This window comes from Pseudomonas sp. 910_23, from assembly GCF_052850795.1.
The window spans coordinates 61214-86138 of sequence record NZ_VXCZ01000022.1 but is presented as its reverse complement, the minus strand read 5'-3'; the positions used below and the strand labels follow the sequence as shown (position 1 = coordinate 86138).

Here is a 24925-nt window from a genome sequence, read left to right as displayed (position 1 = left end):
GCCCTCGGGCGCGGGTAGGGTTTCAGACCGAAGGGCCTGAGTGGGTGGGTGAACCGTTTAAGCTTGATGACCAGCAGGGCCGGGCCTTTGAAAAATAGACCCTGGCGCACAGATCTGCAAAGCCCGCGACGCAGCGCGGTTTATCAGTGCGCTGCGATAAAAAAAGCTCCCTTTTTCAGCTATTTCCGGTATAGTGCGCGCCGGCCTTTAACCGGGCCGCGTTTAGGTAGCGCAATTCCCCGAAGTCAGCTTCGGCTGCACGTCCGCACAGCGGACTCTCCCTTGACGAATCTTTTTCATTCATTCGTTTTCGCAAATCCCCGCCGACAAAGCAGCCAGGGCGACTCTTGAGTCTCAACACGGCATGCGCAGCTTTGGAGCATGGGTCTTTGCGGATGCACTTAGAGGCAGACCCATGACCCAGGAAACCGGCGGCTTCGCCGCTTTTAATCTTAACCCGAACATTCTCGCCGCTGTCATCGCGACTGGCTACGAAGAACCTTCGGCTATTCAGCAGCAATCGATCCCGATCATCATGGCCGGCCAGGACATGATTGGCCAGGCGCAAACCGGTACCGGTAAAACCGCCGCGTTCGCCCTGCCTATTTTGCATTGCATCGATCCTGCCAAGCGCGAGCCGCAAGCCCTGATCCTGGCGCCAACCCGAGAGTTGGCGCTGCAAGTAGCAACCGCTTTTGAAACCTACGCCAAGCAAATGCCAGGCGTAACCGTTGTGGCCGTTTACGGCGGCGCGCCGATGGGCCCACAACTCAAGGCTATCCGTAACGGCGCACAGATCGTTGTCGCCACCCCGGGCCGTCTGTGCGACCACCTGCGTCGTGACGAGAAAGTCCTGTCGACCGTGAACCACCTGGTTCTGGACGAAGCTGACGAAATGTTGAAGCTGGGCTTTATGGATGACCTGGAAGTCATCTTCAAGGCACTGCCACCGACCCGTCAGACCGTATTGTTCTCGGCTACCCTGCCGCAGTCGATCCGTGCCATTGCCGAACGCCACCTGCGCGATCCGCAACACGTGAAGATCCAGACCAAGACCCAGACCGTTACCGCGATCGAACAGGCTCACCTGTTGGTTCACGCTGACCAGAAGACCTCGGCTGTATTGAGCCTGCTGGAAGTCGAAGACTTCGACGCCCTGATCATGTTCGTGCGCACCAAGCAAGCGACCCTGGACCTGGCCAGTGCCCTGGAAGCCAAAGGCTACAAAGCCGCTGCGCTGAACGGTGACATCGCCCAGAACCAACGTGAGCGCGTGATCGACTCCCTCAAGGATGGCCGTCTGGACATCGTTGTGGCGACCGACGTTGCTGCCCGTGGCCTCGACGTTCCACGTATCACCCACGTGTTCAACGTTGATATGCCGTACGATCCAGAGTCCTACGTTCACCGTATCGGCCGTACCGGCCGTGCGGGTCGCGAAGGTCGTGCACTGCTGCTGGTGACTCCGCGCGAGCGCCGCATGCTGCAAGTGATCGAGCGTGTCACCGGTCAGAAAGTTGCCGAAGTGCGCCTGCCGGATGCCCAGGCCGTTCTTGATGCTCGCATCAAGAAATTGACCAACAGCCTGGCGCCATTGGTGGCTGACGCTGAATCGACTCACGGCGACCTGCTGGACCGCCTGACCGCCGATATCGGTTGCACCCCGCGTGCCCTGGCTGCAGCCCTGCTGCGCAAAGCGACCAATGGTCAAGCCCTGACCCTGGCTGCCATCGAGAAAGAGCGCCCACTGGTACCGAACAACGCCCCGCGCGGTGATCGGCCAGAGCGTTCCGGCGACCGTCCAGAACGTGGCGATCGTGAGCGTCGTGCTCCGGTTCCATTGGCTGAAGGTCGTGCTCGTTGCCGTACCGCGCTGGGTGCGCGTGACGGTATCGCTGCCAAGAACCTGCTGGGCGCTATCCTCAACGAGGGTGGCCTGGCGCGTGAAGCCATCGGTCGCATCCAGGTACGTGACAGCTTCTCCCTGGTGGAGCTGCCGGAGGATGGCCTGGAAAAACTGCTGGCCAAGCTCAAAGACACTCGCGTTGCCGGTAAGCAGCTCAAACTGCGTCGCTACCGCGAAGATTGATCCGCCTCTGGGCTGATTGATCGCACATAAAAAATCCCCGACTGGTTCGGGGATTTTTTTTGCCTGGGATTTCAGGCTGTGCACTTGCGTTAGCCAAAGCGGTAGATGTCCATGCCCAAGGCGCCGAGGGTGAAGCCCTGATGCGCCACGCTGAAATCACCTCCGGCACCCCGCGCAAAGTACAGCGGCAACAAATGCTCGTCGCTGGGGTGGCTGCGCACTGCGTGTGGCGCCAGGAGGCGATAGTCATGCAAGGCTGTTTCGTCACCGGCAGCGAGTTTTTCGACCACCCAGTCGCGAAAGGCTAGCGCCCATGGCGTGATGGTTTCCGGCCCGGCCCGGCGCGCCAGTCCAGCTCACCGAGATTATGGGTGATGCTGCCGGAGCCGATCAGTAGCACACCTTGATCGCGCAGGCTGCAGAGGGCGTGTCCAACCCGGGTTTGAAAAGCCGGGCCCATGCGGCTTGGCAGGGAGACTTGCACCACCGGAATATCCGCCGCCGGGTACATCAGCGACAGGGGCACCCAGGTGCCATGGTCGAAGGGCCGTTGGTTGTCGACGCGTGCAGTCAGGCCGTCAGCCTGCAATAACTCGACAATTTCATTTGCCAGCTGTGGATCACCCGGCGCAGGGTATTGCACCGCAAACAGTTCGCGAGGGAAGCCGCCGAAGTCGTGCCAGGTTTCGGGCGCGGCGCTGCCACTCACCAGTAACTCGTGGCTTTCCCAGTGCGCCGATACCACCACAATCGCCTTGGGCCGTGGCAACGCGGCTGCCAGGGCCTGCAGCGCCGGGCCGCTGGCACCGGGTTGCAGGGCCAGCATCGGGGAGCCATGGGAGATAAACAGGCTGGGGAGCATAAGAGGGGTCCTGAAGAATAATATGGCGCTATCTTCATTCAGATCATTGATCGAGATCTAATATAAGATTTAGTGTCTTTTAATCGATTTTTTCAGGGTGATGCATGGACGCAAAAATTTGGCAGGAACGCTGGGCAACCAATCAGATCGGTTTTCATCAGTCCGACGTTAATCCTTACTTGCAGCGGCATTGGTCAGCGTTGGCCCTGGCTGATGGTGCCAGGGTTTTCGTGCCTTTGTGTGGCAAGAGCCTGGACATGAAGTGGTTGGCGGATCGCGGGCATCGCGTGATGGGTGTGGAGGTGTCTGATCAAGCCGTTGAGGCGTTCTTCAGCGAGCAGGGGCTTACGCCGCAGATCGATCAGAGAGGCGTGTTCAAGGTGTATCAGGCGGGCCTGGTCGAAGTGTGGTGCGGTGACTTCTTCGCCCTTGACTCAAGTGCCGTGGCTGATTGCACGGCGCTGTATGACCGTGCGGCACTGATCGCCTTGCCGCAGCCAATGCGCTCGCGATACACCGAGCATCTCGATACCCTGCTGACCCCCGTCTGTGAGGGGTTGTTGATCACTGTCGACTACGACCAGGCGCAAAGGGCTGGCCCGCCTTTCGCCGTCCCGGATGAGGAAGTGCAGTCGTTGCTGGGCCCGCACTGGAATGTGGTCACGCTGCAAGAGCGGGACATTTTGAGTGAAAGCAGCAAATTCAAGGCGGACGGCGTTACTCGGCTTGATGAGCGTGTTTATCGGCTGACCAGGCGGTAAATCACGCCCACGAAAAAGGGGCGATTCAATCGCCCCTTTTTTGTCTTGCCTGGGTTATCAGCCCCGACGACGCAGTGCGTCGATCCGCTCTTCCAGCGGCGGGTGGCTCATGAACAGGCGAGCCATGCCCTGTTTGATGCCACCGTTGATGCCAAAGGCCGTCAGGCTGTCCGGCATATGCACCGGCAGGCCCTGTTCGGAGCGCAAGCGTTGCAGCGCGCCGATCATTGCGCTGGTGCCCGCCAGGCGTGCGCCGGCTTCATCTGCGCGGAACTCGCGTTTGCGCGAGAACCACATGGTGATCGCGCTGGCCAGGAAGCCCAGCACCAACTCGGCGAAGATGGTCGCCACGAAGTAGGCAATGCCGCGACCTTCTTCGTTCTTGAAGATGACCTTGTCGACAAAGTTGCCGATGATCCGCGCAAAGAACATCACGAAGGTGTTCACTACGCCCTGTACCAGCGCGAGGGTGACCATGTCGCCGTTGGCCACGTGACCGATCTCGTGGGCCAGCACCGCCTTGACTTCATCGGGCGAAAAACGCTCCAGCAAGCCTTGGCTTACGGCCACCAGCGCGTCGTTCTTGTTCCAGCCGGTGGCGAAGGCGTTGGCCTCATAGGCAGGGAAAATCCCCACTTCGGGCATTTTGATGCCTGCTTCTTGAGATAGCTGCTCCACGGTTTGCATCAGCCATTGTTCATGGCGAGTGCGAGGTTGAGTGATGACCTGGGTGCTGGTACTCATCTTCGCCATCCACTTGGAGATGAACAGCGAAAACAGCGAGCCGGCAAAACCAAAGACCGCACAGAAAACCAACAGCTGATTGAGGTTCAGGTCAACCCCGTTGGCCGCCATGAACCCGTTGAAGCCGAACAGGCTCAGGGTGATGCTGGCAATCAGCACGACCGCCAGGTTAGTGGCCAAGAACAGCAGGATGCGCATCATGGTTGTAGGGTTCTCCTCATGCTTAATATGTCGCGTACTGCGGGGTATATAAGGTGCCGCATGGGGTGATTCAACCGAGCGACTATTTCAAACTGTGTCCTACAGCGTGAACGTAAGGCCCTGAAGGGATTTTCCGACCTGTATTGTCGGCCATGACCGGCGTAAGTTTGCCTTGCCGCCCCGTGATTATAGGGGGCACGCCTCGGGCAGGGGCTGAGTGAACTACCACCGCGCGTAAGCGAGAAAGAAGTGTTGCCAGATAATCGCTGTACGACCCAATGTGAGTCGTACAGCGTCAATTTCCTTACTGGCGATAGGACTTCAGGAAGTTGCCGATGCGACCGATGGCCATTTCCAGGTCATCCACACGTGGCAAAGTCACCACGCGGAAGTGATCCGGCCATGGCCAGTTGAACGCAGTGCCCTGGACCACCAGCAGCTTTTCCGACAGTAGCAGGTCGAGCACGAACTTCTCGTCGTTGAGAATCGGGCAGACTTTCGGGTCGATCCGCGGGAACGCATACAACGCGCCCATAGGCTTCACACAGCTCACACCGGGGATCGCGTTGAGCAACTCCCAGGTGCGGTTGCGCTGCTCCAGCAGGCGACCCTGGGGCAAGATCAGGTCATTGATGCTCTGGTAGCCGCCGAGGGCGGTCTGGATGGCGTGCTGGCTCGGCACGTTGGCACACAGGCGCATGTTGGCCAGCATGTCGATGCCTTCGATGTAGCTCTGGGCATTATGCTTGGGGCCGGAAATGGCGATCCATCCGGAGCGGAAGCCCGCCACGCGATACGACTTGGACAGGCCGTTGAAGGTCAGGCATAGCAGGTCCGGAGCCAGGGAGGCGGTGCATATGTGAACGGCGTCATCGTAGAGGATCTTGTCGTAGATCTCGTCGGAGAACACTACCAGGTTGTGCTGGCGTGCCAGTTCAAGCATGCCCAGCAGCACTTCCTTGGAGTACACGGCGCCGGTAGGGTTGTTCGGATTGATGATCACCAGCGCCTTGGTGTTGGGGGTGATCTTGGCCTTGATGTCGGCCAGGTCCGGAAACCAGTCGGCGCCTTCATCACACAGGTAATGCACCGGATGGCCGCCAGCCAGGGTCACGGCAGCGGTCCAGAGCGGATAGTCCGGTGCCGGCACCAGCACTTCATCGCCATTGTTGAGCAGCGCCTGCATCGACATCACGATCAGCTCGGACACGCCGTTGCCCAGGTAGATGTCCTCGATGCCGACACCTTCGACCTGCTTCTGCTGGTAATACTGCATTACCGCCTTGCGTGCACTGAACAGGCCCTTGGAGTCGCTGTAGCCTTGGGCGGTCGGCAGGTTGCGGATCACGTCCTGGAGGATTTCGTCCGGCGCTTCGAAACCAAACGGCGCCGGGTTGCCAATGTTCAACTTGAGGATGCGATGGCCTTCCTCTTCCAGGCGCTTGGCGTGCTTGAGCACTGGGCCGCGAATGTCGTAGCAGACGTTGGCGAGCTTGTTCGATTTGCTGACCTGCATGGCGATGTGATCCTGAAAATGAACGATTCAGACGGCGTAGGCACTACCGTAGGGTGAATCCTGCGCGGTTCGCCCCCATAAATACGTTTGAATGCCGATGGCGCGGGTGCCAGACTGGCGTTTTGAAGAGGCGCAATCATACGTGCCGCCTGATCCATGGAAAAGACACAGATCAGGGTTTTTCAGTTGCCGAGGTGTACCGATGGAAAAGTTGCAGAAAACCGTTGATGAGTGGAAGGCCATGCTCGACCCTGAGCAGTACAACGTGTGCCGCCTCAAGGGCACCGAGCGGCCTTTCAGCGGCAAGTACAACGGCACCAGGACCGACGGCGTGTATCACTGCATCTGCTGTAATGAGCCGCTGTTCGATTCGACCACCAAGTTTGATTCCGGCTGCGGCTGGCCGAGCTTCTACGCGCCGATTGCCGACAGCGCGATGATCGAAATTCGTGACGTCAGCCACGGCATGATTCGTACCGAAGTCACCTGCGCCAAGTGCGACGCACACCTGGGGCATGTGTTCCCGGACGGGCCGCCGCCGACGGGCCTGCGCTACTGCATCAACTCGGTGTGCCTGGACCTGGTGCCGCGCTCGGCTTGAAGCGATAAACAGGCCCGAATGCCAGTCGGTCAAGCGTACGCGTATCACTTCTTCCCCTGAATTGAGGCATTGCCATGAGCGACTCCCTGCTGAGCATCCCTTGCACCACCATCAAGGGTGAGCAAAAGACCCTGGCCGATTTCGCCGGCAAGGCCATTTTGGTGGTCAACACCGCCAGCAAATGTGGCTTCACCCCCCAGTACAAGGGCCTGGAGCAACTTTGGCAGCGCTACAAGGATCAGGGGCTGGTGGTGCTGGGGTTTCCCTGCAACCAGTTCGGCAAGCAGGAACCGGGTAACGAAGGCGCGATAGCCGAGTTCTGCGAGCTGAACTTCGGTGTCAGTTTTCCGCTGTTCAAGAAGGTCGACGTCAATGGCAGCGATGCCCACCCATTGTTCGTACAGTTGAAAAAGCAGGCCCCGGGGCTGCTGGGCTCCAAGAATATCAAGTGGAACTTCACCAAGTTCCTCATCGGCCCCGACGGCAAGCAGGTCAAGCGATTTGCGCCAACGACCAAGCCACAGGACCTGAGCCAGGAGATCGAAGCCTTGCTCAAATGACCACGATAGTGCGGGCGCAGCCTCAGAGGCTTGTCGTTGTCGGTACCCACAACTCCAGCAGCGCATGGAGCTCTTCGCGGCGAAACGGCTTGGCCAGGTAATCGTTCATGCCCGCCGCCCGGCAACGCTCGCGCTCTTCGGACAGGGCATTGGCGGTCAAGGCGACAATGGGCAGGTCTGGCCAGCGCCCGCTACGGCGAATTTGCCGGCTGGCCTCGTAGCCATCCATCACCGGCATGTTGCAGTCCATCAGCACCATATCGAAGCGCTGGTCCTCAAGCAGCTTGAGCGCTTCCCCACCATGGGCAGCCACAATCACCTCACACCCCAGCTTGCTGAGCATCCCCTTGGCCACCAGTTGATTGACCGCGTTGTCCTCCACCAACAAGATGCGCGCGCGGTGAGCCAGCGGCGCGGCTTCCATCTGGATCGGGTCGAGGATCGGTTGCGTGCTGCTGCGCAGGTTGCGTTGCAGGATCTGGTACAGCGCGTTACGGCTCAATGGGCGTGCTTGTTGCTGCAGCGGTGCCAGTGCCGCGACCTCTTCACTGGGCATGAAGTTGCCATAGGCGGTGACCAGCAGAATCGGCGCGCTGATTGCCGGGCGCAAGCGGAACAAGCATTCAGGGCAGTCGGTAATCAACAGGTCAGGGGCCAGTGCGCTCAAATCATCGTCTTGGGAATAGCACCTTGGTGTCAGCCCCCAAGAGGGCAGCAGGGTGGTGAGCAGCTCTGTCAACCCGCCACCGGCATGGGTGATGGCGATTACATCACCTGTGAGCGGTGTATAGCGCGTGGCAGGTAAATGGGTGGGTAGCGGGAGGTCGGCGCAGAACTGGCTGCCAAAGCCCACCTCCGAGCTGATACTCAAGCGGCCTTGCATGGCTTCACACAGATTGTGCGTCAAGGCCAGTCCCAAACCCGTACCGCCAAATTGACGGGTGATGCCCGCACCGGCCTGGGTGAAGGGTTGGAAGATTTTCACCTGGGCTTCCTGGGCGATACCGATGCCGGTATCACAGACTTCAATATTGACCCTGCCTTCCAGGGCACGCAGGCGCACATCGACCCGGCCGAAGCGCGTGAACTTCAAGGCATTGGAAAGCAGATTACTGACGATTTGCCGCACCCGGGTCGGGTCGCCGATGACCTGGGCGGGAAACTGTGGATCAATCAGGCACGTCAGCTCGACACTCGGCGCTGCATTCTGCGACAGCAGGTTGGCAGTGTCTTCCACCAGTGAGCCCAGGTCGAAGGGGATATGTTCCAGTTCCAGTTGGCCGGCATCGAACTTGGACAGATCGAGAATATCGTTGAGCAATTCGACCAGCACTTTGCCCGAGTCATGGGCGATCGACAGTTGCTGGCGCTGCTCGGCATTCAGTGGGCTGTCGAGCGACAGTGCAATCATCCCCAGCAGGCCATTGAGCGGCGTACGGATTTCATGGCTCATATTGGCCAGGAACGCGGCCCGTGCCTGTGCCATCCCCAGCGCGGTCATCCTGGCTGCTTCCAGTTCATCATTGGATTGGCTCAAGCGTTGGTTGCTGGCCTTGAGTTCAAGGGTGCGCGCCGAAACGATATTTTCCAATTGGCCCAGGTATTCGGTGAGGCGGTCCTCGGCGTGACGCCGCTGATGGATCTCGGTTTCCATGTTTTCAAATTGCTGGTTGGCGACGTCGACCAATACGCCGATTTCGTCGTGCTCATGCCCCCGCGGGCAATCCAGGCGTGCCTGTTTGCGGGTACTCAACTCTCGGATAATACGTACCAGCGGTTGCGTGAGCATTACGTAGAATAAGCCCAGCAAGATCCCGGTCAGCAGCAGGCTGCGGGTAAATCCGTTGAGCAGGGTGATCTCGGCGCGATGCAGGAAACGGCTGCCAAAGGCATAGGTATCAACGTCGAGGCGCAATACGCCGAGGGATTCGTTGGGCATATGGTTGAGAAACAGTCGGTCCTCGAACTGACGATTGGCGCCAAACAGAAAATCGCTGACCGGACGATAGTTGCTTTCTTTGCGCGGGCGATTGACGTCGGCCAGCACCGCGCCATTGTTGTCGATCAGCTGCGCACGGGTGATGGCAGGGGAGTGCAGCAGGCCCAGGGTCAGCTCCTGGGCGAGTTCGGCATCGATGTTGTAGGCGATACGCGACGCGGGGTTATGGCTGATTTCAATCAGTGAGCGTATTTCACGGTTGATGGATGCGTCTTCACTGGCATAATCAATGCCGATTTGGATCAGACTGAGCAAGGTTCCCAACACGAAACCGACCAGCACAGTCAATCTGGCTTGTTTATAAGACAAGCGGTGGGCGAACTTGATATCCATCGAGTGTTGAACCACTTCACGTTTCCTTTCGCCCGGCAAGCATAGCTGAACATCCCCAAGCTTCTGCTTGCCGGGCACGAATCGTTTTTTGACGCAGCCTCATGCGGTCTGCCGCAGGGTTGCCAATACGCCATCTTTTACAAGAACTTGCCAGAGGAATAATCATGGATTCTCGATTGAATGCCTTCCTTGAGCGGGCCGACGCCGTACTTGCTCGCCTGGAACCCTTATTGCCGGCCCCGCGCCAAGCCATCGACTGGCGCCAATGCCTGGCCGCTCGTTGGCAGCGTGAAGGTCGCAGTGGCTTCCTGTTGCCGCTGGAAGTGAGCCTGGATATGCGCTTGTCGGACCTGATTGGCGTCGACAAGCAACGTGAACAACTGGCGCGTAATACCCAGCAGTTCCTCGATGGCCTGCCCGCCAACCATGCGCTGCTGTGGGGTTCTCGCGGCACCGGCAAGTCTTCCATGGTGCGCGCCTTGCTGGCTCAGCACGCCACGGCGGGTCTGCGCTTGATCGAAATCGAACGCGACCACCTGGCCGACCTGCCGCGCGTGGTCGAACAGTTGATAAAACTGCCGCAGCGCTTCATTTTGTTTTGCGATGACCTCTCGTTCGAAGCCGGCGAAGGCGATTATCGCGTGCTCAAAAGCGTGCTGGACGGCTCCCTGGAGCAGGCGCCGGAAAACGTGCTGCTGTATGCCACGTCCAACCGCCGTCATCTGGTGCCGGAGAACCAGAGCGACAACGACAACTGGAAACGTGTGGATGGCGAGTTGCACCCGAGCGAGGCGGTAGAGGACAAGATTGCCTTGTCGGACCGTTTTGGCTTGTGGCTGTCGTTCTATCCGTTTTCCCAGGAGCATTTCCTGGATGTGGTGGAACACTGGATCGGCGAGTTGGCCGGCAAGGCCGGCTTGCAGTGGCAGCGCGATGAGCAGCTTGATGTACTCGCGGTGCGCTGGGCCACAGGGCGCGGTAACCGCAATGGCCGTTGTGCCTATCAGTTTGCCCGTTACTGGGTAGGTCTTAAATTGCTGGAACGTCAACCATGATCGATTTGCAACAGGCCGGCAGCGGTCTTGATGGCTACGCCATGCTGTGTGCACAACTGGAGTCATTGCTGGCGGATGAGCGTGACTTTATTGCCAACAGTGCACAGTTTTCTGCGTTTCTGTTCAACCAGCTCGATGACCTGAACTGGGCAGGCTTTTACCTTAATCGCAATGAAGAACTGGTGCTTGGGCCGTTCCAGGGTCAGATAGCCTGCGTACGTATCCCGTTCGGCCGTGGCGTATGTGGCGCTGCTGCGGCTTCACGACAAACCCAGCGAGTAGAGGATGTGCATGCGTTCCCAGGCCATATCGCCTGTGACAGCGCCTCGAACAGTGAGTTGGTGGTGCCATTGGTCAAAGACGGTCAGCTGATTGGCGTGCTTGACCTCGACAGTCCCTCGCTGGCCCGTTTTACACCTCAGGACCAGGCAGGGATTGAACGGCTGGCGGCGATTTTCCTGCGGCTGACCGACTGCTGAACCTGGGAGCCACGGCAGAGGAGTGCAGGAGCGAGTGACTCGCTCCTGCCGTTGCGGGCCCGGGCGTTTATTGGCCTTGCAGCTCGGCCAGTTGAATCTGCAGCATCCTCTCCAGTTCCAGCATGAGATGCTCCAGCGCCTTGATGCCGGTTTCAATGGTTGCCCACTCTTCATTGCGAGCGCAGGTTTGCTCCAGCGCTTCGCATTGCCCAGCCAATGAATGGGCCTGAACGATACGGGCAGCGCCCTTGATTTTGTGGGCTTGTTCAATGATCTCGGGGGGGTGGGCCTGCCGATTCAACAGCGTGACAAGCGCCTGACGGTCGTCACGGCTGCTGCTCAGCAGCTCCTCCAGCAGGCGTCGACTCAATTGCGGGTCGCCGCCGGTCAACGCTTGCAGGCACTCGAGGTTCAGGCGCTGGTTCGCAGGTTTGGGAGCGATTTGCGCCAGTTGCCGTTCCAGTACGGTCAGGCTGATGGGCTTGAACAGGCAGTCATCCATGCCGGCCTGCACGCAACGTTGTCTTTCCTCTGGCTGGGCGTTGGCAGTAAAGCCCAGCACCACACAAGGTACCAATTGCTCGCGTTGCTCATATTCACGGATTGAACGGCTCAGCTCATAGCCATTCATGATGGGCATGTTGCAATCGGCGATCACCAGGTCGAAATGCTCCTTGCGCCAGGCCTGGAACCCTGCAGCACCGTGCTCGGCGGCAGTGAATTGATGACCCAGGTAGCCCAGTTGCTGGCACATCAGCAGGCGGTTCGCCGGGTGGTCGTCTACCACCAGTACATTCAGCACCCGAGTGGCGGCCGGTGCTTCAGGCTGTTGCTCACCCACCACCGTGATCGTTTGCAGGCGGGGTACGCTCAGGTTGACGTGCACCTGGGTACCTACCATGGGCACGCTGCTCAGGCTCAACTGGCCGCCCATCATGGTGCACAGGCTGCGGCAGATCACCAGCCCCAGCCCCGCGCCGCTCCTGGCCAGTTGACCGGAATTGTCCGCTTGGGCAAAGGGTTCGAACAGACGCAGTTGATCCTCCCTGCTGATGCCGATGCCGGTGTCTTCCACCACCAGCTTCAGCTCTATCTGCTCCGGTGCCTGGGTCGGCTGTACTTCCACTTTGATCTTCACCTGGCCTTGCTCGGTGAACTTGATCGCGTTGCTCACCAGGTTCGACAGTACTTGCTTGAAGCGCAGAGGATCTATCAGCACTTCGATATCGTTCAGGTCGGGCTTGAATTCCAGCAGCAGGCTGAGGGTTTTCTGGCGTGCCAGACCGTCGAAGACACGCACCACCGACTCAATCACCTCGCGCAGGTTGACGCGCTCCGGCGCCAGGCTGAGACGGCCGGATTCGATACGTGCGATGTCCAGGATGTCACCGATCAACTCCAGCAGATCCTTGGCCGAGTTGTACGCCACTTCGATGGCTGGGCGGTCGAGATGCCCTTGATCGGCGCGCTTGAGCGTCAGTTCGAGCATTCCGATCACGGCGTTCATGGGCGTACGGATCTCGTGGCTCATGGTGGCAAGGAACGTGCTCTTGGCGCGATTGGCCTCATCGGCCCGCTCTTTGGCGGCGCGTAGCTCATCAAACAACTCGCGTCGGTCGCTGATGTCGATCCAGCCGCCGATGATGCCCTGGACTTCGCCTGTGGAGTCGCGGTACGGCAGGATCCAGTGATAGATCGTCAGTTTGCGCTCGTGGATATGCAATGTGCGATCCAGGATCAGCGGAATGCCCTCGGCCACTACGCGCAGATAGTCGGCATGGTATTGCGCCGCCTCCGACTCCAGGGCCATGCTCATCTGGGTGACGCTTTTTCCGATCACGTCTTCGCGTTTGACGTCGAATACCTGCAGGTAGCTGTCGTTGCAGGTTTGCAGCAGGCCGTTGCGGTCACGCACGTAGATCGGATGGGGGGTTTCATTGACCAGCGCACGCATGAATTCGAATTGGTCGTTCAGGGCCCGTTCGGCCATTTTGCGGTGTTTTATCTGGCGCCGCATGTAGGCGTTCCAGGTCAGGGAAATCAGTAGCAACAGCCCGGTACCGATGATGATTCGAGATATCAATTGATGGTAGTTGCGCCAGTAGCTGTCGGACGCGGCGGTGTAACCCCGCCAACGACTGTTGATCACGCCCATTTCATCCGGGGCGATGCTGAGCAGCGCCTTGTCGAGGATTGAGCTCAGTTCCGTGGCGTGGCGCGATGTCGCCAGGGTATAAGTTGCCGGCGTAGTGCCAATGCTGGCGCTGATCTGCAGCTTGTCCTGAAAAGCCTTGGAAGACAGCAGGTAGTTGGCGATCACCAGTGTGCTCACTGCGCCATCCACTTGGCCCTGTGCGAGTAACTCCGATGCCCTGAAAGTATCACTGGTTTCGACCAGGTGAACCTGGGGGAAATCGTTGGTCAAGGTCTCGATCAAGGGGTTGCCCTGGGTTATCGCCAGGCGCTTTCCTGCCATTTGTGCGATGTTCGCGGGTGGCCCTGGCTTCTTGGGTGTCAACAATACGTAGGAGTTTTCCAGGTAGGGTCGGCTGAAATTGAGCTGCGAGTCCCTTGTGTTGCTCGGCACAATGGCCCCGATCATATCGACCTTCTGGCTGGTGACCTGATCGATCATCGCGTTGACATCACGCCCGCGTACGATCGAAAAGCGTAGGCCGGTGCGCAGGCGAATCAGCTCCAGGAGATCGGCGGTAATGCCGCGAAAGTTGCCGTCCGCATCGAAGAACGTGAGAGGCGCGAAGGTTTCATTGACGATCACCTTGACCACCGGATGCTCTTTAAGCCAGCGCTCTTCGCGTTGGGTCAGTTGCAATTTCTTGTCGGTGAGCAGGATATCGCTGCCGGCGCTCCAGCGTTTGGCGATGCTGTCTCGTTCGGTGATGGGGACCGCAGCCAGGACCGCGTCGACAATGCTCAGCAGCACGCGGTTATCTTCACGCATGGCGAAGCTGAAACCATAAGCCTCATGCTTGCCGAAATTGGCCATGCGGATGTTTTTGAGATAACCCTTGTTGATCATGTAGTGGGTGGAAATGGTGTCACCCAGAAACACATCCGCCTGGTCGAAGGCCACCGCATTCAAGGCGTTCTGATAAGACGGATAGGCGCGGATGATGGCCTTGGGGTACAGCTTTTCTACCTCATTGAGCGGCAGGTAATGGTAGACAAGGCTCAAGCGCAGCCCGTCCAGGCCCTCGTTGAGGCTACGGGTTTCTCCCTCGCGGGTGACCAGTACCGGTTGGTCCACGGCGTAGGGTTCAGAGAGGATAAGGTTCGGTGTCGCAGCCTCAAAACCGTTGGATGAGCCCAACAAGTCGATTTCCCCGGTTTCCAAGGCTCGAATGGCAGCATCCCGGGACGGGTAGCGCATTACATTGACCGGCAAGGAGAGTGCTTTGGCCAACAACCCCGCGTAATCGGCGGTCAGCCCTTCATAATCATAGCCGCTGGACGTCAGGTCGAATGGCGGGTAATCGGGCGCGGAGGTGCCCAGCACCAGTTCGCGTTTGTTCTGTAGCCACTGGTGCTGAGCCTTGTCAAAATGAGTGCCGAGTTGAACGGCTCCCGCACGACTCAATAAGGTGAAGCGTTCCGGGTTTGTTTGGTGCTCTGCGAGCACGGCAGTGCTGAAGTACAGACCGGCACTCAATATAATCAGATAGTCCTTTATACGCCTGGGCATCCGCTTTCTCACACTAGCGCGTTTCGTTTTGCCATCTCGATGAGTTCTACCAAGGATTTGGCTTTGAGTTTTTGCATTAACCTCTTTTTATAAGTACTGACAGTCTTGTTGCTCAAAAACATGCCTTTGGCTATTTCCTTGTTAGTGCGGCCTTGTGCAAAAAGTTGCAAGACCATCAGCTCCCGGTCATTGACTGTCTTGAACAGTTCCAGTTCTTGTACATCCAGGCCTTCCGTTCCGGGGCCGTTCAACGCCTGGCTGGGGAAGTAGTTGTAACCGGACAGGACTGCACGGATGGCGCTCAGCAACTCGCTCAAGTCCCCTTCCTTGCACACATAGCCCTCGGCACCCGAGCGCATGCATCGCGTTGCAAACAGCGTAGGGCATTGCGCCGTGAGCACGAGGGTTTTCATCGAGGTGTTCATGGCGTTGAATCGGCAGAGCACCTCAAGGCCGTCGAGTTTCGGGATGCTGATGTCGAGAATCACCAGGTCTGGAAGGCATTCGCGGACCATCTGTATCGCATCGCACCCATTGTCTGTTTCGCCGACGACCTTGTAACCCTCATGCTCCAGTAACATTCGAATGGCAAGCCGGATTACCGGGTGGTCATCGATAATAAAAACTGAGTTCATAATCACATTCCATGCTGGTGCAAATAAAGCGGGCACATTAGCTCAGAAGATGAGGGCGCAGCATGAAGCTCACAGGGAGTAAGTGCAAAACAGGAAAGTTCCTACGTTTAATAAGGCAAAGGCCTACAAGTTGTTAGGGGAACGTTACAGGGTATATCAACAATTTGAAGGTGGTTGCGCCAATAAACGGGGCCTTGGATTTTACGACGGGCCTTATAGTATTTTTCATTGAAAATGATGTTTAAGTTCCTACATGAGAGAGTTAAAAATTAACCTATTAGCCTTTCCAGCTCATCTTTGTTCAAGGGCTTGGACAAATAGCCAAGCAGTGGAAGACGTCGTTGCAAGGCTTGCCTGCTCAGGTTGATCAATTCCTGTGTGGGTAAGCCGCTTAACAGAATGGCGCCAGTGATGAAGCGCTGGCGGTTGGCGATTTCGATCAGTTCAAGCCCCGGCAGGTCAGGCAGGCATTGGTCACACAGCATCAGGTCGAAGGGGTGTTCGGACCGACTCATCGTGTGTATGGCCTGCTCGGCATTTTCCACAGGTGTCAGTTGCTCGAAGCCGAAGCTTTTGAGCAGGCACTGGGTGGCCAGAAGTTGAAAAGGGTGATCCTCCACCAAAAGAATACGAAGAGAGTGTCTGGGCATAAAAGTGCACACAGTGATGCAAGCGTCGATGGGGGCGGTAGGAATTGCGCGGCTGGCCCGTTAGGAGCGTGCGTGATTATTCTTCGGGTGCCTGTACGAATTCGATCAGGCCGCTCTGTTCCCATCGTAGGGCGATTCGTTTCAGGGAACGGGCGGCTTGATCGGATCGTTATTGAGGGCTGGAGCGCCCGGTCATCTCCCGTGCCATTTCAGTGGCGTAGCTGTCGGTCATACCGGCGATGAAGTCGATCATCCGCAGGAATGAGGCGTGCAGCGGCCAGGCCGGATCCGGCGCGCTATTGCCCAGCAAGTCCAGAATGCGCCGATTCTTGAATGACGGCGTGCGCCCGCCATGTTGTTCAAGGGCCGCGCCGCAGAAGGCGTTCAGCAGGATTTCCAGGGTGGTGTAGGCGCCGATTTCGTGCAGTGTCTTGCGCTTGTCCTGGAAGATCTTCTTGCGCGCCATGTCCTTGGCATCCAGCACACAGCGCTTCGCCGGCCCGTGCATATGCTCGACCAGATCGCCCGGCAGCGTGCCGGCGAGCAGGGCGTCCTGCTGTTCGACAAAGGCCTGCGCCGCTGCATTGGTCAGGTGCTCAATCGCTTTGCCGCGCAAGATCGCCAGCTTGCGGCGCCGAGAGTCAAGCGGGCCCAATTGGCGGTACGTCTGCGGCAAGTCATCGCCCACCAGATCAAGCAACAGCGACTCGACTTCGGCGTACTGCAGCAGCTCCATTTCCAGGCCGTCTTCCAGGTCGATCAGCGCATAGCAGATGTCGTCGGCCGCTTCCATCAGGTATACGAGCGGGTGACGGGCCCAGCGTTGCTCTTCAAGCTGGGGAAGGCCGAGCTTATGGGCGATTTGCTCCAGAATCGGCAGCTCGCTCTGGTAACAGCCGAACTTGTGCTTCTTGTAGCCCAGCGAGTCGGCGTGGCGGGCGGTCCAGGGGTACTTGAGGTACGTCCCCAAGGTGGCGTAGGTCAGCCGCGTGCCGCCGTCGAACTGATGGTATTCAAGTTGGGTCAGTACCCGAAAGCCCTGGGCATTGCCTTCGAAGTTGAGAAAGTCATTGCGTTCGGCGCTGCTCATGTCGTCCAACCAGCCGCGCCCGGCGGCCTGTTGGAACCAGTGGCGAATGGCATCCTCGCCGGAGTGCCCGAACGGCGGGTTACCGATATCGTGGGCAAGGCAAGCCGATTGCACCACCATGCCCAGGTCGCTCGGGTCGCACCAGTCGGGCAGGGCGCCGCGCAACGTTTCACCCACGCGCATACCCAGGGAGCGGCCGACGCAACTGACTTCCAGCGAATGGGTCAGGCGCGTGTGGATATGGTCGTTGCTCGATACCGGATGCACCTGGGTCTTGCGGCCCAGGCGCCGGAACGCGCCGGAGAAAATAATGCGGTCGTGGTCTTTGTGAAAGGGGCTGCGGCCCAGTTCTTCAGGGCTGTGCAGAGGTTTTCCCAGGCGTTCGCGGTTCAGCAGGGTGGGCCAATCCAAGGCAACTACTCTCCGTTCGGTGAATGACATCCGCCAGCTTCCCGTTTCCGGCGTGGCGGAGCAAGCAAAAATCTACAGGTCGGCGGTGCGGGCGAAAAAAGGCCCGGCACCCGTTGATGAGGGCCGGGCCACTGGTATCGGCAAGCTAACCGCCGGCAAAGGTTTAACTTTTGCGCGAGCCTTGCATGGCCAATTTGATCAATGGGATCAACCCTGCACCCAGCCGCACCAGACGTGTCACGCTGCTGATACTGCCGCCCTTGGCGCCCTTGCCGGTGAAAAAGCCCATCAGCGTTACCGCCGCCACGCCCCACAGTGGCGCGTGCTTGATGCCCAGGCTGTCCTGCCAGTTGTGGCGCATGTTGCGCATTTTCTGCAGAGGGGCCATCAGTTGCTGGGACTCATGACGGATTTCCTGGCGGTGCATTTCCATGCGCAGGCGGATCAGCGTCTTGCGCATTTCCCGGCGGGAGGTATTTTTCGGGATCTCGGTCATGCTCATGGCAGCAGGCGCTCCCGGTCGTTGGCCAGCTCTTCGAGCGTGGCGTGGAAGGGCGTGGATTCATCGAACACCGCCGCTTTCAGGCGCACACCGCAGAAGGCCGCGGCCAGGCTATAGAACACGCAAAGGCAGATGATCCCTGTCAGGCGGTAGCCGGTATCCCACACCAGGATCATCACCAGCGTCGACAGCCCTACCAGCAACAGCAGGGCGAATACCAACGCCAGACCGGCAAACAACAACAGGCTGACAGTGCGGGCCTTTTGCTCCTGCAATTCGATGCCAAACAACTCGACATGGCTGTGCAGCAAGCCCAGCACAGCGGCGCCCAGGCGTCGGGAGGTGGAACCGCTTGCCGAAGAATGTGCGCTCGTTGATGAGCTGGATTCGCCGATAGACATGATTAGCGCCTTGTAGCCAGCAGACCGATCAAAAAGCCCACGCCGGCAGCGATGCCGACTGACTGCCATGGGTTGGCTTGCACGTAGTCTTCGGTGGCGGTGATGGCCGCCTGACCGCGCTCGCGCAGGGAGTCTTCGGTCAGTTGCAAGGTCTCGCGGGCCTTGAGCAGGCTCTCGTGGATCTTGGTGCGCAGTTCGTCGGCCTGATCGCCGGCCAGCACTGCGGTGTCGTCCAGCAACCTTTCGGTATCACTGACCAGGGTTTGAAAATCCGCCATCAGTATCTCTTGAGCAGTCTTTGCTGTTTTACCGGCCATGGTTGTCTCCGTGTGTGGCTGATCTGTACGTGTGGTTTCGAGTCGCGGCGTTCGCTGAAGGTTCACTGCAATTGTGTGGTACAGCTTTTGCTTTGCATTGGTGCGCAGGCTCAGAGGCCCGCGCCGAATATGGGCGGTCGGGGCGCAAGCCTTGAAAAACCTTACCCTAAATAACTAAAACCCGCGGAAAAACCCTGTCGGCAACGGTCAGTTGTGTTGATCGCTGCGCTAAAGCGGTTCGTGCCCTCCCAAGAGGGACGAAGCCGGTGGTACCCATTTAGTGCGCCAACCCTCAGCTTGAACCGATTTGGTGCTTTTTGCCTTGATGCAGGCCTGCCAACCTCCATGGAAAATCTGCAAAGTGCGGTGGATACACTCGTCCACAGTTCCAACACCCTGTTTATCCTGATTGGCGCGGTCATGGTCCTGGCCATGCACGCCGGCTTTGCCTTCCTTGAAGTCGGCACGGTGCGCCAGAAGAATCAGGTCAACGCCCTGTCGAAAATCCTCAGCGATTTCGCCATCTCCACCCTGGCCTATTTCTTTATAGGCTATTGGATCTCATACGGTGTGAGCTTCATGCAACCGGCAGCCGTCATCAGCGCCGATCATGGCTACGGCCTGGTGAAGTTTTTCTTCCTGCTGACCTTCGCCGCGGCGATCCCTGCGATCATTTCCGGTGGCATAGCCGAACGTGCGAAGTTTGCGCCGCAGTTGTGCGCCACTGCACTGATCGTGGCGTTTATCTATCCGTTCTTCGAGGGCATGGTGTGGAACGGCAATTTCGGTCTGCAAGCCTGGCTGCTTGCAAGCTTTGGCGCCAGTTTTCACGATTTTGCCGGTTCCGTGGTGGTGCACGCCATGGGCGGCTGGCTGGCGCTGGCGGCGGTGTTGCTGCTGGGGCCGCGCAATGGACGTTATCGCGAAGGGCGCCTGGTGGCGTTTGCACCGTCGAGCATCCCGTTCCTGGCGCTGGGGTCGTGGATCCTGATCGTGGGATGGTTCGGCTTTAACGTGATGAGTGCGCAGACCCTCAACGGGGTCAGCGGCCTGGTGGCCGTCAATTCGTTGATGGCCATGGTTGGCGGTACCGTGGCCGCGCTGGTGATCGGCCGTAACGACCCAGGATTCCTGCACAACGGCCCCTTGGCCGGGCTGGTGGCGATCTGCGCAGGTTCCGACCTGATGCATCCGGTGGGCGCGCTGGTCACCGGAGTAGTCGCAGGCGGCTTGTTTGTGTGGTGCTTTATCGCCGCCCAGGCACGCTGGAAGATCGACGATGTGCTGGGCGTATGGCCGTTGCACGGCTTGTGTGGCGTGTGGGGCGGCATCGCCTGCGGCATCTTCGGGCAGGCCACCCTGGGTGGGCTTGGCGGCGTCAGCTTGATCAGCCAGTTGATCGGCACCGGCCTGGGCGTGTCGGTGGCGTTTGGTGGCGGCTTGCTGGTGTACGGCGTGATCAAGCGCGTGCAAGGGCTGCGCTTGAGTCAGGAAGAGGAGTATTACGGCGCGGACCTGTCGATCCACAAGATCGGTGCGGTCAGTCAGGATTGATCGGCGCTTGTTCATCAGTGTGTGGCGGCGGATAAAACCCGTGCAGCAAGCGATAGTGGTTCTGCCGCACTTCATCCACCCGAGCCTGTACCTGTTGGTCCGGCAGGCCCAGCAGGATCAGGGCGTGGGACGCGAGCATCAGGCTTGACTCAAGCAACTCGGGCACCACTTCGCTGGCCCCCGCGGCCTTGAGTTCAGCCAACTGGCTGTCATCACGGGTGCGCACCAGGATCGGCACCTGTGGGTTGATCCGTCGCGCTTCCTTGAGCACCACCAGGGCGACATCGCTGTTGTCGACGGCGATCACCACCAACCGAGCGCGCTCCAGGCCCACGGCACTGAGCAAGGCACCCCGGCGGCAGTCGCCATAATGCACGCTGCTTTCCTCGGTAGCGGCCTCCTGCACCCGTTCGGGGTCGTCATCCAGGGCGATAAACGCCTGGTGCTCGCGGCGCAAAAACCGCCCGATCGATTGTCCCACCCGACCATAACCGCAAATCACCGCGTGCCCGTGCAACTGAGCGTTGAGCGCGGTGATGTGCTCCAGTTGCACTTGCTGGTTGGGCTTGCGATGCAGGCGCAGGGCAATGGCCGGCGCTGCGCGCAACAGCAGCGGCGTCAACAGCATCGAGCAGAACGTGGCGGCCAGTAGCAGGCCGTTGAACTCATCCGGAATCAACCGGCTCTGCTGCATCTGCGCCATCAGCGCGAAACAGAACTCGCCACCCTGGGCCAGGGCCAGGCCGCTGCGCCAGGCGGTTTCAGTGTCGCTGCCACGCAGCTTGACCAGTACGGCCACCACAGAGCCTTTGACCAACATCAGCGTAAGGGTCAGGCCGAGGATCAACAGGCTGTGGCTGACGAATAACTGCAGGTCGATCAACATGCCGATGCTGACGAAAAACAGCCCCAGCAGAATGTCGCGAAACGGCCGGATATCCGCTTCTATCTGGTGACGATAATGACTCTCGCCCAGCAACATACCGGCCAGAAACGCACCAAGGGCAGGGGACAGGCCGAGCAGGTGGGTGAGCCAGGCGGTGAGCAAGACAATTACCAGCGCCAGCAGCACGAACAACTCTGCGGAATGGGACGCGGCGACCTCATGGAACAACCGCGGCAGCAACCAGCGGCTGGCGAATAACAGGCCGACGAACAACACCACGGTTTTGCCCAGGGTCAGCGGCAATGCCCAGTACCAGGCTTGGTCACTGCTGCCGGCAAACACCGGCACCAGTGTCAGCAGCAATACCGCCACCACATCCTGGAACAGCAGCACGCCTATCGCATTCTGGCCGTGGCTGCTGAAGATCTCCCCAAGACTGGTCAGTTCCTTGCTGACGATGGCCGTGGACGACAACGCCAACCCTGCACCCAGTAACAGCGCGATGCCCGGCGCCAGGCCCAAGCCCATCAGCGCAGCGCCGAGCAGGGCTCCGCATCCCAACACCTGCAAACTACCCAGGCCGAACACCGCGCGGCGCAGGGCGAACATTTTCGACAGGGAAAACTCCAGGCCCAGGGAGAACAGCAGAAACACCACGCCCATCTCGGCCAAGTCCGGCAGGTCCTCGTTGTCGTTCACCCAGTCCAAAGCAGTCGGACCCACCGCCAGGCCCACGCACAGGTAGCCCAGCACGGGCGGCAGTTGCAGCCGGCGAAACAGCGCAATCACCACCAAGGATGAGGCCAGGATGATCAGCAGGTTGGCAAACACAGGCATCTCCATTGCAGGTGGACGGGCAAAAAGCCGCGAGAATCGCTGAATCAGTTATAGGCCATGGTGACCTGGGTCAGGTGTTTTGTCGGCAATGGGATTTCATGGCGCGAGCGGGTTTAGAATGGTCACTTGTTTTTCTGACCGGGTTCTTTCGTCATGCCTCCTGAATGCCAGCTGTTCGGCACCCTGGGTTGCCATCTGTGTGAAATTGCCGAAGCCGAAATCATGCCGCTCGTCGAACACGGGCTGCTGGTGGAGTTGGTGGATATCACTGAGCCAGATGACCTGACAGAAGACTACGGCCTGCGGATTCCGGTGCTTCGCCGCATGGACACCGGGGCGGAACTGGACTGGCCGTTCGACACCGGTCAGGTCGTTGCCTTTCTGCGCTGACGTTTATCCGATGGCGGGCTTGCGAATATTACGTTACTGTATATTCGTACAGCGATTGAATAGAGGGAACGCCCGTGGTGAATGTTGAACAATTGAAAAGCAGCGTCAATCGCATGTCCGCCGATGTGGTGCGCGACGCGGTCAACGAGCTGCGCCTCGATGGGCTGGTCACGGAAGGCAAGACGCCCTTCAACAAAGTGCATTTCAACACCTGCTTTGCGGAAATCGAGGCGCTGTTCCAGCGTGCCGGTTATCACAAACAGTTGGATGTGGTGGGTTATCAAGGCTTGCTCTACGCGCTCTATGATCCGGGCCGCTGGGAAGCAGTGGACGTACTGCGCTGGCTCAAGGAGTTCACCGAGGCGGCGAGCGCTTCGCCGGTGCTGCGGGCCCAACTGGCCAAGGCATGAGAACGGCCCTAGGCTCAATCGCGCTCCATGCGGGATAATGCCCGCCTGTTTCCAGGTTCGAGCATTTGCATGTCCACTTCCGGTTTTTCCGCCGCCCAGCACCAAGCCAGCACGTTGTATCTGCCACCGGGGCCTTGGGCAACGGTGATCGACTGCCTGTGCGATCACTTCCCGGCCATTGGCCGTGAGCAGTGGCTGGACCGCATTGCCCGGGAACGAGTGCTGGATATCAATGGCAGCCCGATCAGCCTGGGCCTGGCCTACAAGGAAGGCCTGTGCATCTATTACTTTCGCGAAGTACCCAACGAAAAAGTGATTCCGGTACAGGAAACTATCCTGTACGCCGATGAACATCTGGTGGTGGCGGACAAGCCGCATTTCCTGCCGGTGACTCCCGCCGGCGAGTACGTTGAGCAAACCCTGTTGCGTCGCCTGATCCGTCGCCTGGACAACCCCGCCCTGGTGCCGTTGCACCGCATTGACCGGCACACGGCGGGGCTGGTGCTGTTCTCGGCCAACCCGCAAAGCCGCTCGGCGTACCAGCAACTGTTTCCCACGCGGCGTATCGACAAATTCTACGAAGCCATCGCCCCGGCCCTGCCGAATCTGAGCTTTCCCCTGGTGCATAAAAGCCGCCTGGTGGATGGCGAACCCTTCTTTCGGATGCAGGAAGGGCAGGGCGCCAGCAACACCGAGACGGCCGTTGAAGTGCGCGAGAAAAAGGGTGGTTTATGGCGTTACGGTCTGTTCCCGGTGACCGGCAAGAAACACCAGTTGCGCGTACACATGACTGCCCTCGGGGCGAGTATCTGCAATGACCCGTTCTATCCCGAGGTGGTCAAGGACGCCGAGGACGACTACGCCCACCCCCTGAAGCTGCTGGCCCAGGGCGTACGTTTCATCGACCCGCTAAATGGTGAAGAACGCAGTTTTCACAGCCGTATCACCCTCGATTGGTAAACACCGCAAACGACAAGGCCCGCGCGAGGCGGGCCTTGTTGGCAAGCGTTAAGGCTTACAGATCTTTAACGGTGCGAACCTGGTCTTTATTGATACGGGTGCGCTTGCCGTCAAGCTGTTGGAATTCGTAGAAACCCGAATCTTCGTCAAATTTCGGGGTGTCGACGGCCTGGATTTCGCGACCGTCATTCAGGGTGATCACTGTTGGCGAGGCGCAACCGGCGAGGGTGGCGAGGCCCAGTGCAAGCATGAGAGCGGCGATGGTCCGTTGAGTCATGAGTTTGTCTCCGAGAAAATACTTTTAAATTGCTGACCTTGTGACGTATGGGACGTCGGCAAAGTTCCTTGTGAAAGGCTCATTCTGACACGCCAGCCCGTGGGTGCAACAGCTCGGGCGTATTAAGATTGGCCAGGCGCGGGTCATCGGCCGGGCATTCCAGGCCGACGCCACCCAGTTGCAGCAGGACCTTGCGCGGGCTGCGTTCACCCGCTTGCCAGGCCCGTTCCACCTGATCTTTCAGGCCTGTTGGGATAATGCACAGCAAGGGTTCCCAGAACTCGCCATGACGCACCATGACGGGAACCTGCAGATTGCGTTGGGCAATCTGACGCAGGTCGGCCAGCAGTCGCTCATCAATCTGCGGCACATCGCACGGCAAGATCAGCAGATGTTCATGGCGTGCAGCGAAGAGTCCTGCTCGGATACCCGCCAACGGGCCGGGAAAGTCCGGGCTGTCATCACTGACCAGTTGGTCGGCATAGGGCGCGTAGTGTTCAAGGTTTCGATTGCACGAGATGATCAGGTCATCCGTGAGCGGCCTGGCCAGCCGTTGCAGGTGGGCAATCAAGGGCTCGCCCCGCCATTGAAGCAGCCCCTTGTCCTGGCCGCCCATGCGTTGGCCACGACCACCGGCCAACAACAGAATCGAACAAGGCAGGGGTGAAGATTCAAGAGACATGGCGGTTCCACTGCGGCAGG

23 protein-coding genes and 1 pseudogene are annotated in these 24925 nt (G+C 59.1%); 10 read left to right on the top strand and 14 right to left on the bottom strand.

Features of this window, described 5'->3' with window-relative positions:
• The first annotated feature begins 415 nt into the window (after window positions 1–415).
• Window positions 416–2089: a DEAD/DEAH box helicase gene (locus FW800_RS23375; protein WP_005786445.1), complete on the top strand. Its 1674-nt coding sequence runs from the start codon at window positions 416–418 to the stop codon at window positions 2087–2089.
• Between the two features lie 89 nt (window positions 2090–2178).
• Here FW800_RS23375 and FW800_RS23370 read toward each other — a convergent pair.
• Window positions 2179–2951 (bottom strand): annotated as a pseudogene (locus tag FW800_RS23370) (DODA-type extradiol aromatic ring-opening family dioxygenase).
• 104 nt (window positions 2952–3055) lie between these two features.
• Here FW800_RS23370 and FW800_RS23365 point away from each other — a divergent pair.
• Window positions 3056–3712, top strand: a complete 657-nt coding sequence (locus FW800_RS23365; protein ID WP_446438550.1) for a thiopurine S-methyltransferase — start codon at window positions 3056–3058, stop codon at window positions 3710–3712.
• 57 nt (window positions 3713–3769) lie between these two features.
• Here the strand turns inward: FW800_RS23365 and htpX are convergent, their stop codons facing one another.
• Window positions 3770–4657 carry a protease HtpX gene (htpX, locus tag FW800_RS23360; protein WP_005786451.1) on the bottom strand — a complete coding sequence of 296 codons (888 nt, stop codon included), beginning with the start codon at window positions 4655–4657 and terminating at the stop codon, window positions 3770–3772.
• 304 nt (window positions 4658–4961) lie between these two features.
• On the bottom strand, window positions 4962–6173 hold the full coding sequence (locus FW800_RS23355) for a pyridoxal phosphate-dependent aminotransferase (protein WP_003189906.1): 1212 nt from the start codon (window positions 6171–6173) through the stop codon (window positions 4962–4964).
• 202 nt (window positions 6174–6375) lie between these two features.
• Between FW800_RS23355 and msrB the strand changes: the two genes are divergently transcribed.
• On the top strand, window positions 6376–6774 hold the full coding sequence (gene msrB / locus FW800_RS23350) for a peptide-methionine (R)-S-oxide reductase MsrB (RefSeq protein ID WP_005786454.1): 399 nt from the start codon (window positions 6376–6378) through the stop codon (window positions 6772–6774).
• A 74-nt stretch (window positions 6775–6848) separates the two neighbouring features.
• A complete protein-coding gene (locus FW800_RS23345) occupies window positions 6849–7334 on the top strand; it encodes a glutathione peroxidase (RefSeq protein ID WP_005786456.1) in 486 nt (161 codons plus the stop codon).
• A 22-nt stretch (window positions 7335–7356) separates the two neighbouring features.
• On the opposite strand, the gene FW800_RS23340 is transcribed toward FW800_RS23345, so the two are convergent.
• Window positions 7357–9666, bottom strand: coding sequence for a response regulator (locus FW800_RS23340; RefSeq protein ID WP_446438561.1), 2310 nt, complete (start codon window positions 9664–9666; stop codon window positions 7357–7359).
• Between the two features lie 164 nt (window positions 9667–9830).
• Here FW800_RS23340 and FW800_RS23335 point away from each other — a divergent pair, with 164 nt between their 5' ends.
• Both FW800_RS23335 and FW800_RS23330 read left to right on the top strand, forming a co-directional pair.
• Window positions 9831–10721, top strand: coding sequence for an ATP-binding protein (locus FW800_RS23335; RefSeq protein WP_032877123.1), 891 nt, complete (start codon window positions 9831–9833; stop codon window positions 10719–10721).
• The gene (locus tag FW800_RS23330) at window positions 10718–11200 is read left to right on the top strand and encodes a GAF domain-containing protein (protein ID WP_032877122.1); all 483 of its coding nucleotides are present in this window, start codon (window positions 10718–10720) and stop codon (window positions 11198–11200) included. The genes FW800_RS23335 and FW800_RS23330 overlap by 4 nt, the downstream gene beginning before the upstream one ends.
• A 67-nt stretch (window positions 11201–11267) precedes the next feature.
• Here the strand turns inward: FW800_RS23330 and FW800_RS23325 are convergent, their stop codons facing one another.
• The 7 genes from FW800_RS23325 to FW800_RS23295 form a co-directional block, all read right to left on the bottom strand.
• A complete protein-coding gene (locus FW800_RS23325; RefSeq protein ID WP_446438549.1) occupies window positions 11268–14903 on the bottom strand; it encodes a transporter substrate-binding domain-containing protein in 3636 nt (1211 codons plus the stop codon).
• Between the two features lie 8 nt (window positions 14904–14911).
• Window positions 14912–15538, bottom strand: coding sequence for a response regulator transcription factor (locus FW800_RS23320; protein WP_005786466.1), 627 nt, complete (start codon window positions 15536–15538; stop codon window positions 14912–14914).
• A gap of 269 nt (window positions 15539–15807) precedes the next feature.
• Window positions 15808–16188: a response regulator gene (locus tag FW800_RS23315; protein WP_032877121.1), complete on the bottom strand. Its 381-nt coding sequence runs from the start codon at window positions 16186–16188 to the stop codon at window positions 15808–15810.
• Between the two features lie 169 nt (window positions 16189–16357).
• Entirely contained in the window at window positions 16358–17689 is a 1332-nt protein-coding gene (locus FW800_RS23310; protein WP_005786469.1) for a deoxyguanosinetriphosphate triphosphohydrolase, read from the bottom strand.
• A gap of 163 nt (window positions 17690–17852) precedes the next feature.
• Complete coding sequence (locus FW800_RS23305; protein ID WP_032877120.1) at window positions 17853–18191, bottom strand: hypothetical protein; 339 nt, start codon at window positions 18189–18191, stop codon at window positions 17853–17855.
• Complete coding sequence (locus tag FW800_RS23300; protein ID WP_005786473.1) at window positions 18188–18592, bottom strand: phage holin family protein; 405 nt, start codon at window positions 18590–18592, stop codon at window positions 18188–18190. Before FW800_RS23300 ends, FW800_RS23305 begins: the two co-directional genes overlap by 4 nt.
• A 2-nt stretch (window positions 18593–18594) precedes the next feature.
• Window positions 18595–18909 (bottom strand): DUF883 family protein, encoded by a 315-nt coding sequence (locus FW800_RS23295; RefSeq protein WP_005786475.1) that lies wholly within the window; start codon window positions 18907–18909, stop codon window positions 18595–18597.
• A gap of 345 nt (window positions 18910–19254) precedes the next feature.
• On the opposite strand from FW800_RS23295, the gene FW800_RS23290 reads away from it, so the two are divergent.
• Window positions 19255–20463: an ammonium transporter gene (locus FW800_RS23290; RefSeq protein ID WP_032877119.1), complete on the top strand. Its 1209-nt coding sequence runs from the start codon at window positions 19255–19257 to the stop codon at window positions 20461–20463.
• On the opposite strand, the gene FW800_RS23285 is transcribed toward FW800_RS23290, so the two are convergent.
• A complete protein-coding gene (locus FW800_RS23285; protein WP_446438548.1) occupies window positions 20450–22186 on the bottom strand; it encodes a cation:proton antiporter in 1737 nt (578 codons plus the stop codon). The genes FW800_RS23290 and FW800_RS23285 overlap by 14 nt on opposite strands.
• 153 nt (window positions 22187–22339) lie before the next feature.
• On the opposite strand from FW800_RS23285, the gene FW800_RS23280 reads away from it, so the two are divergent.
• The 3 genes from FW800_RS23280 (at window position 22340) to FW800_RS23270 (ending at window position 23946) form a co-directional block, all read left to right on the top strand.
• The gene (locus FW800_RS23280) at window positions 22340–22576 is read left to right on the top strand and encodes a glutaredoxin family protein (protein ID WP_216090952.1); all 237 of its coding nucleotides are present in this window, start codon (window positions 22340–22342) and stop codon (window positions 22574–22576) included.
• A 74-nt stretch (window positions 22577–22650) separates the two neighbouring features.
• The gene (locus FW800_RS23275; RefSeq protein WP_003189932.1) at window positions 22651–22986 is read left to right on the top strand and encodes a hypothetical protein; all 336 of its coding nucleotides are present in this window, start codon (window positions 22651–22653) and stop codon (window positions 22984–22986) included.
• Window positions 22987–23055: 69 nt separating this feature from the next.
• The gene (locus FW800_RS23270) at window positions 23056–23946 is read left to right on the top strand and encodes a pseudouridine synthase (RefSeq protein ID WP_103735121.1); all 891 of its coding nucleotides are present in this window, start codon (window positions 23056–23058) and stop codon (window positions 23944–23946) included.
• A 55-nt stretch (window positions 23947–24001) separates the two neighbouring features.
• Here the strand turns inward: FW800_RS23270 and FW800_RS23265 are convergent, their stop codons facing one another.
• Window positions 24002–24223 (bottom strand): YgdI/YgdR family lipoprotein, encoded by a 222-nt coding sequence (locus tag FW800_RS23265; RefSeq protein ID WP_005786486.1) that lies wholly within the window; start codon window positions 24221–24223, stop codon window positions 24002–24004.
• 79 nt (window positions 24224–24302) lie between these two features.
• Window positions 24303–24905 (bottom strand): molybdenum cofactor guanylyltransferase MobA, encoded by a 603-nt coding sequence (gene mobA, locus FW800_RS23260; protein ID WP_446438547.1) that lies wholly within the window; start codon window positions 24903–24905, stop codon window positions 24303–24305.
• Between the last annotated feature and the right edge of the window lie 20 nt (window positions 24906–24925).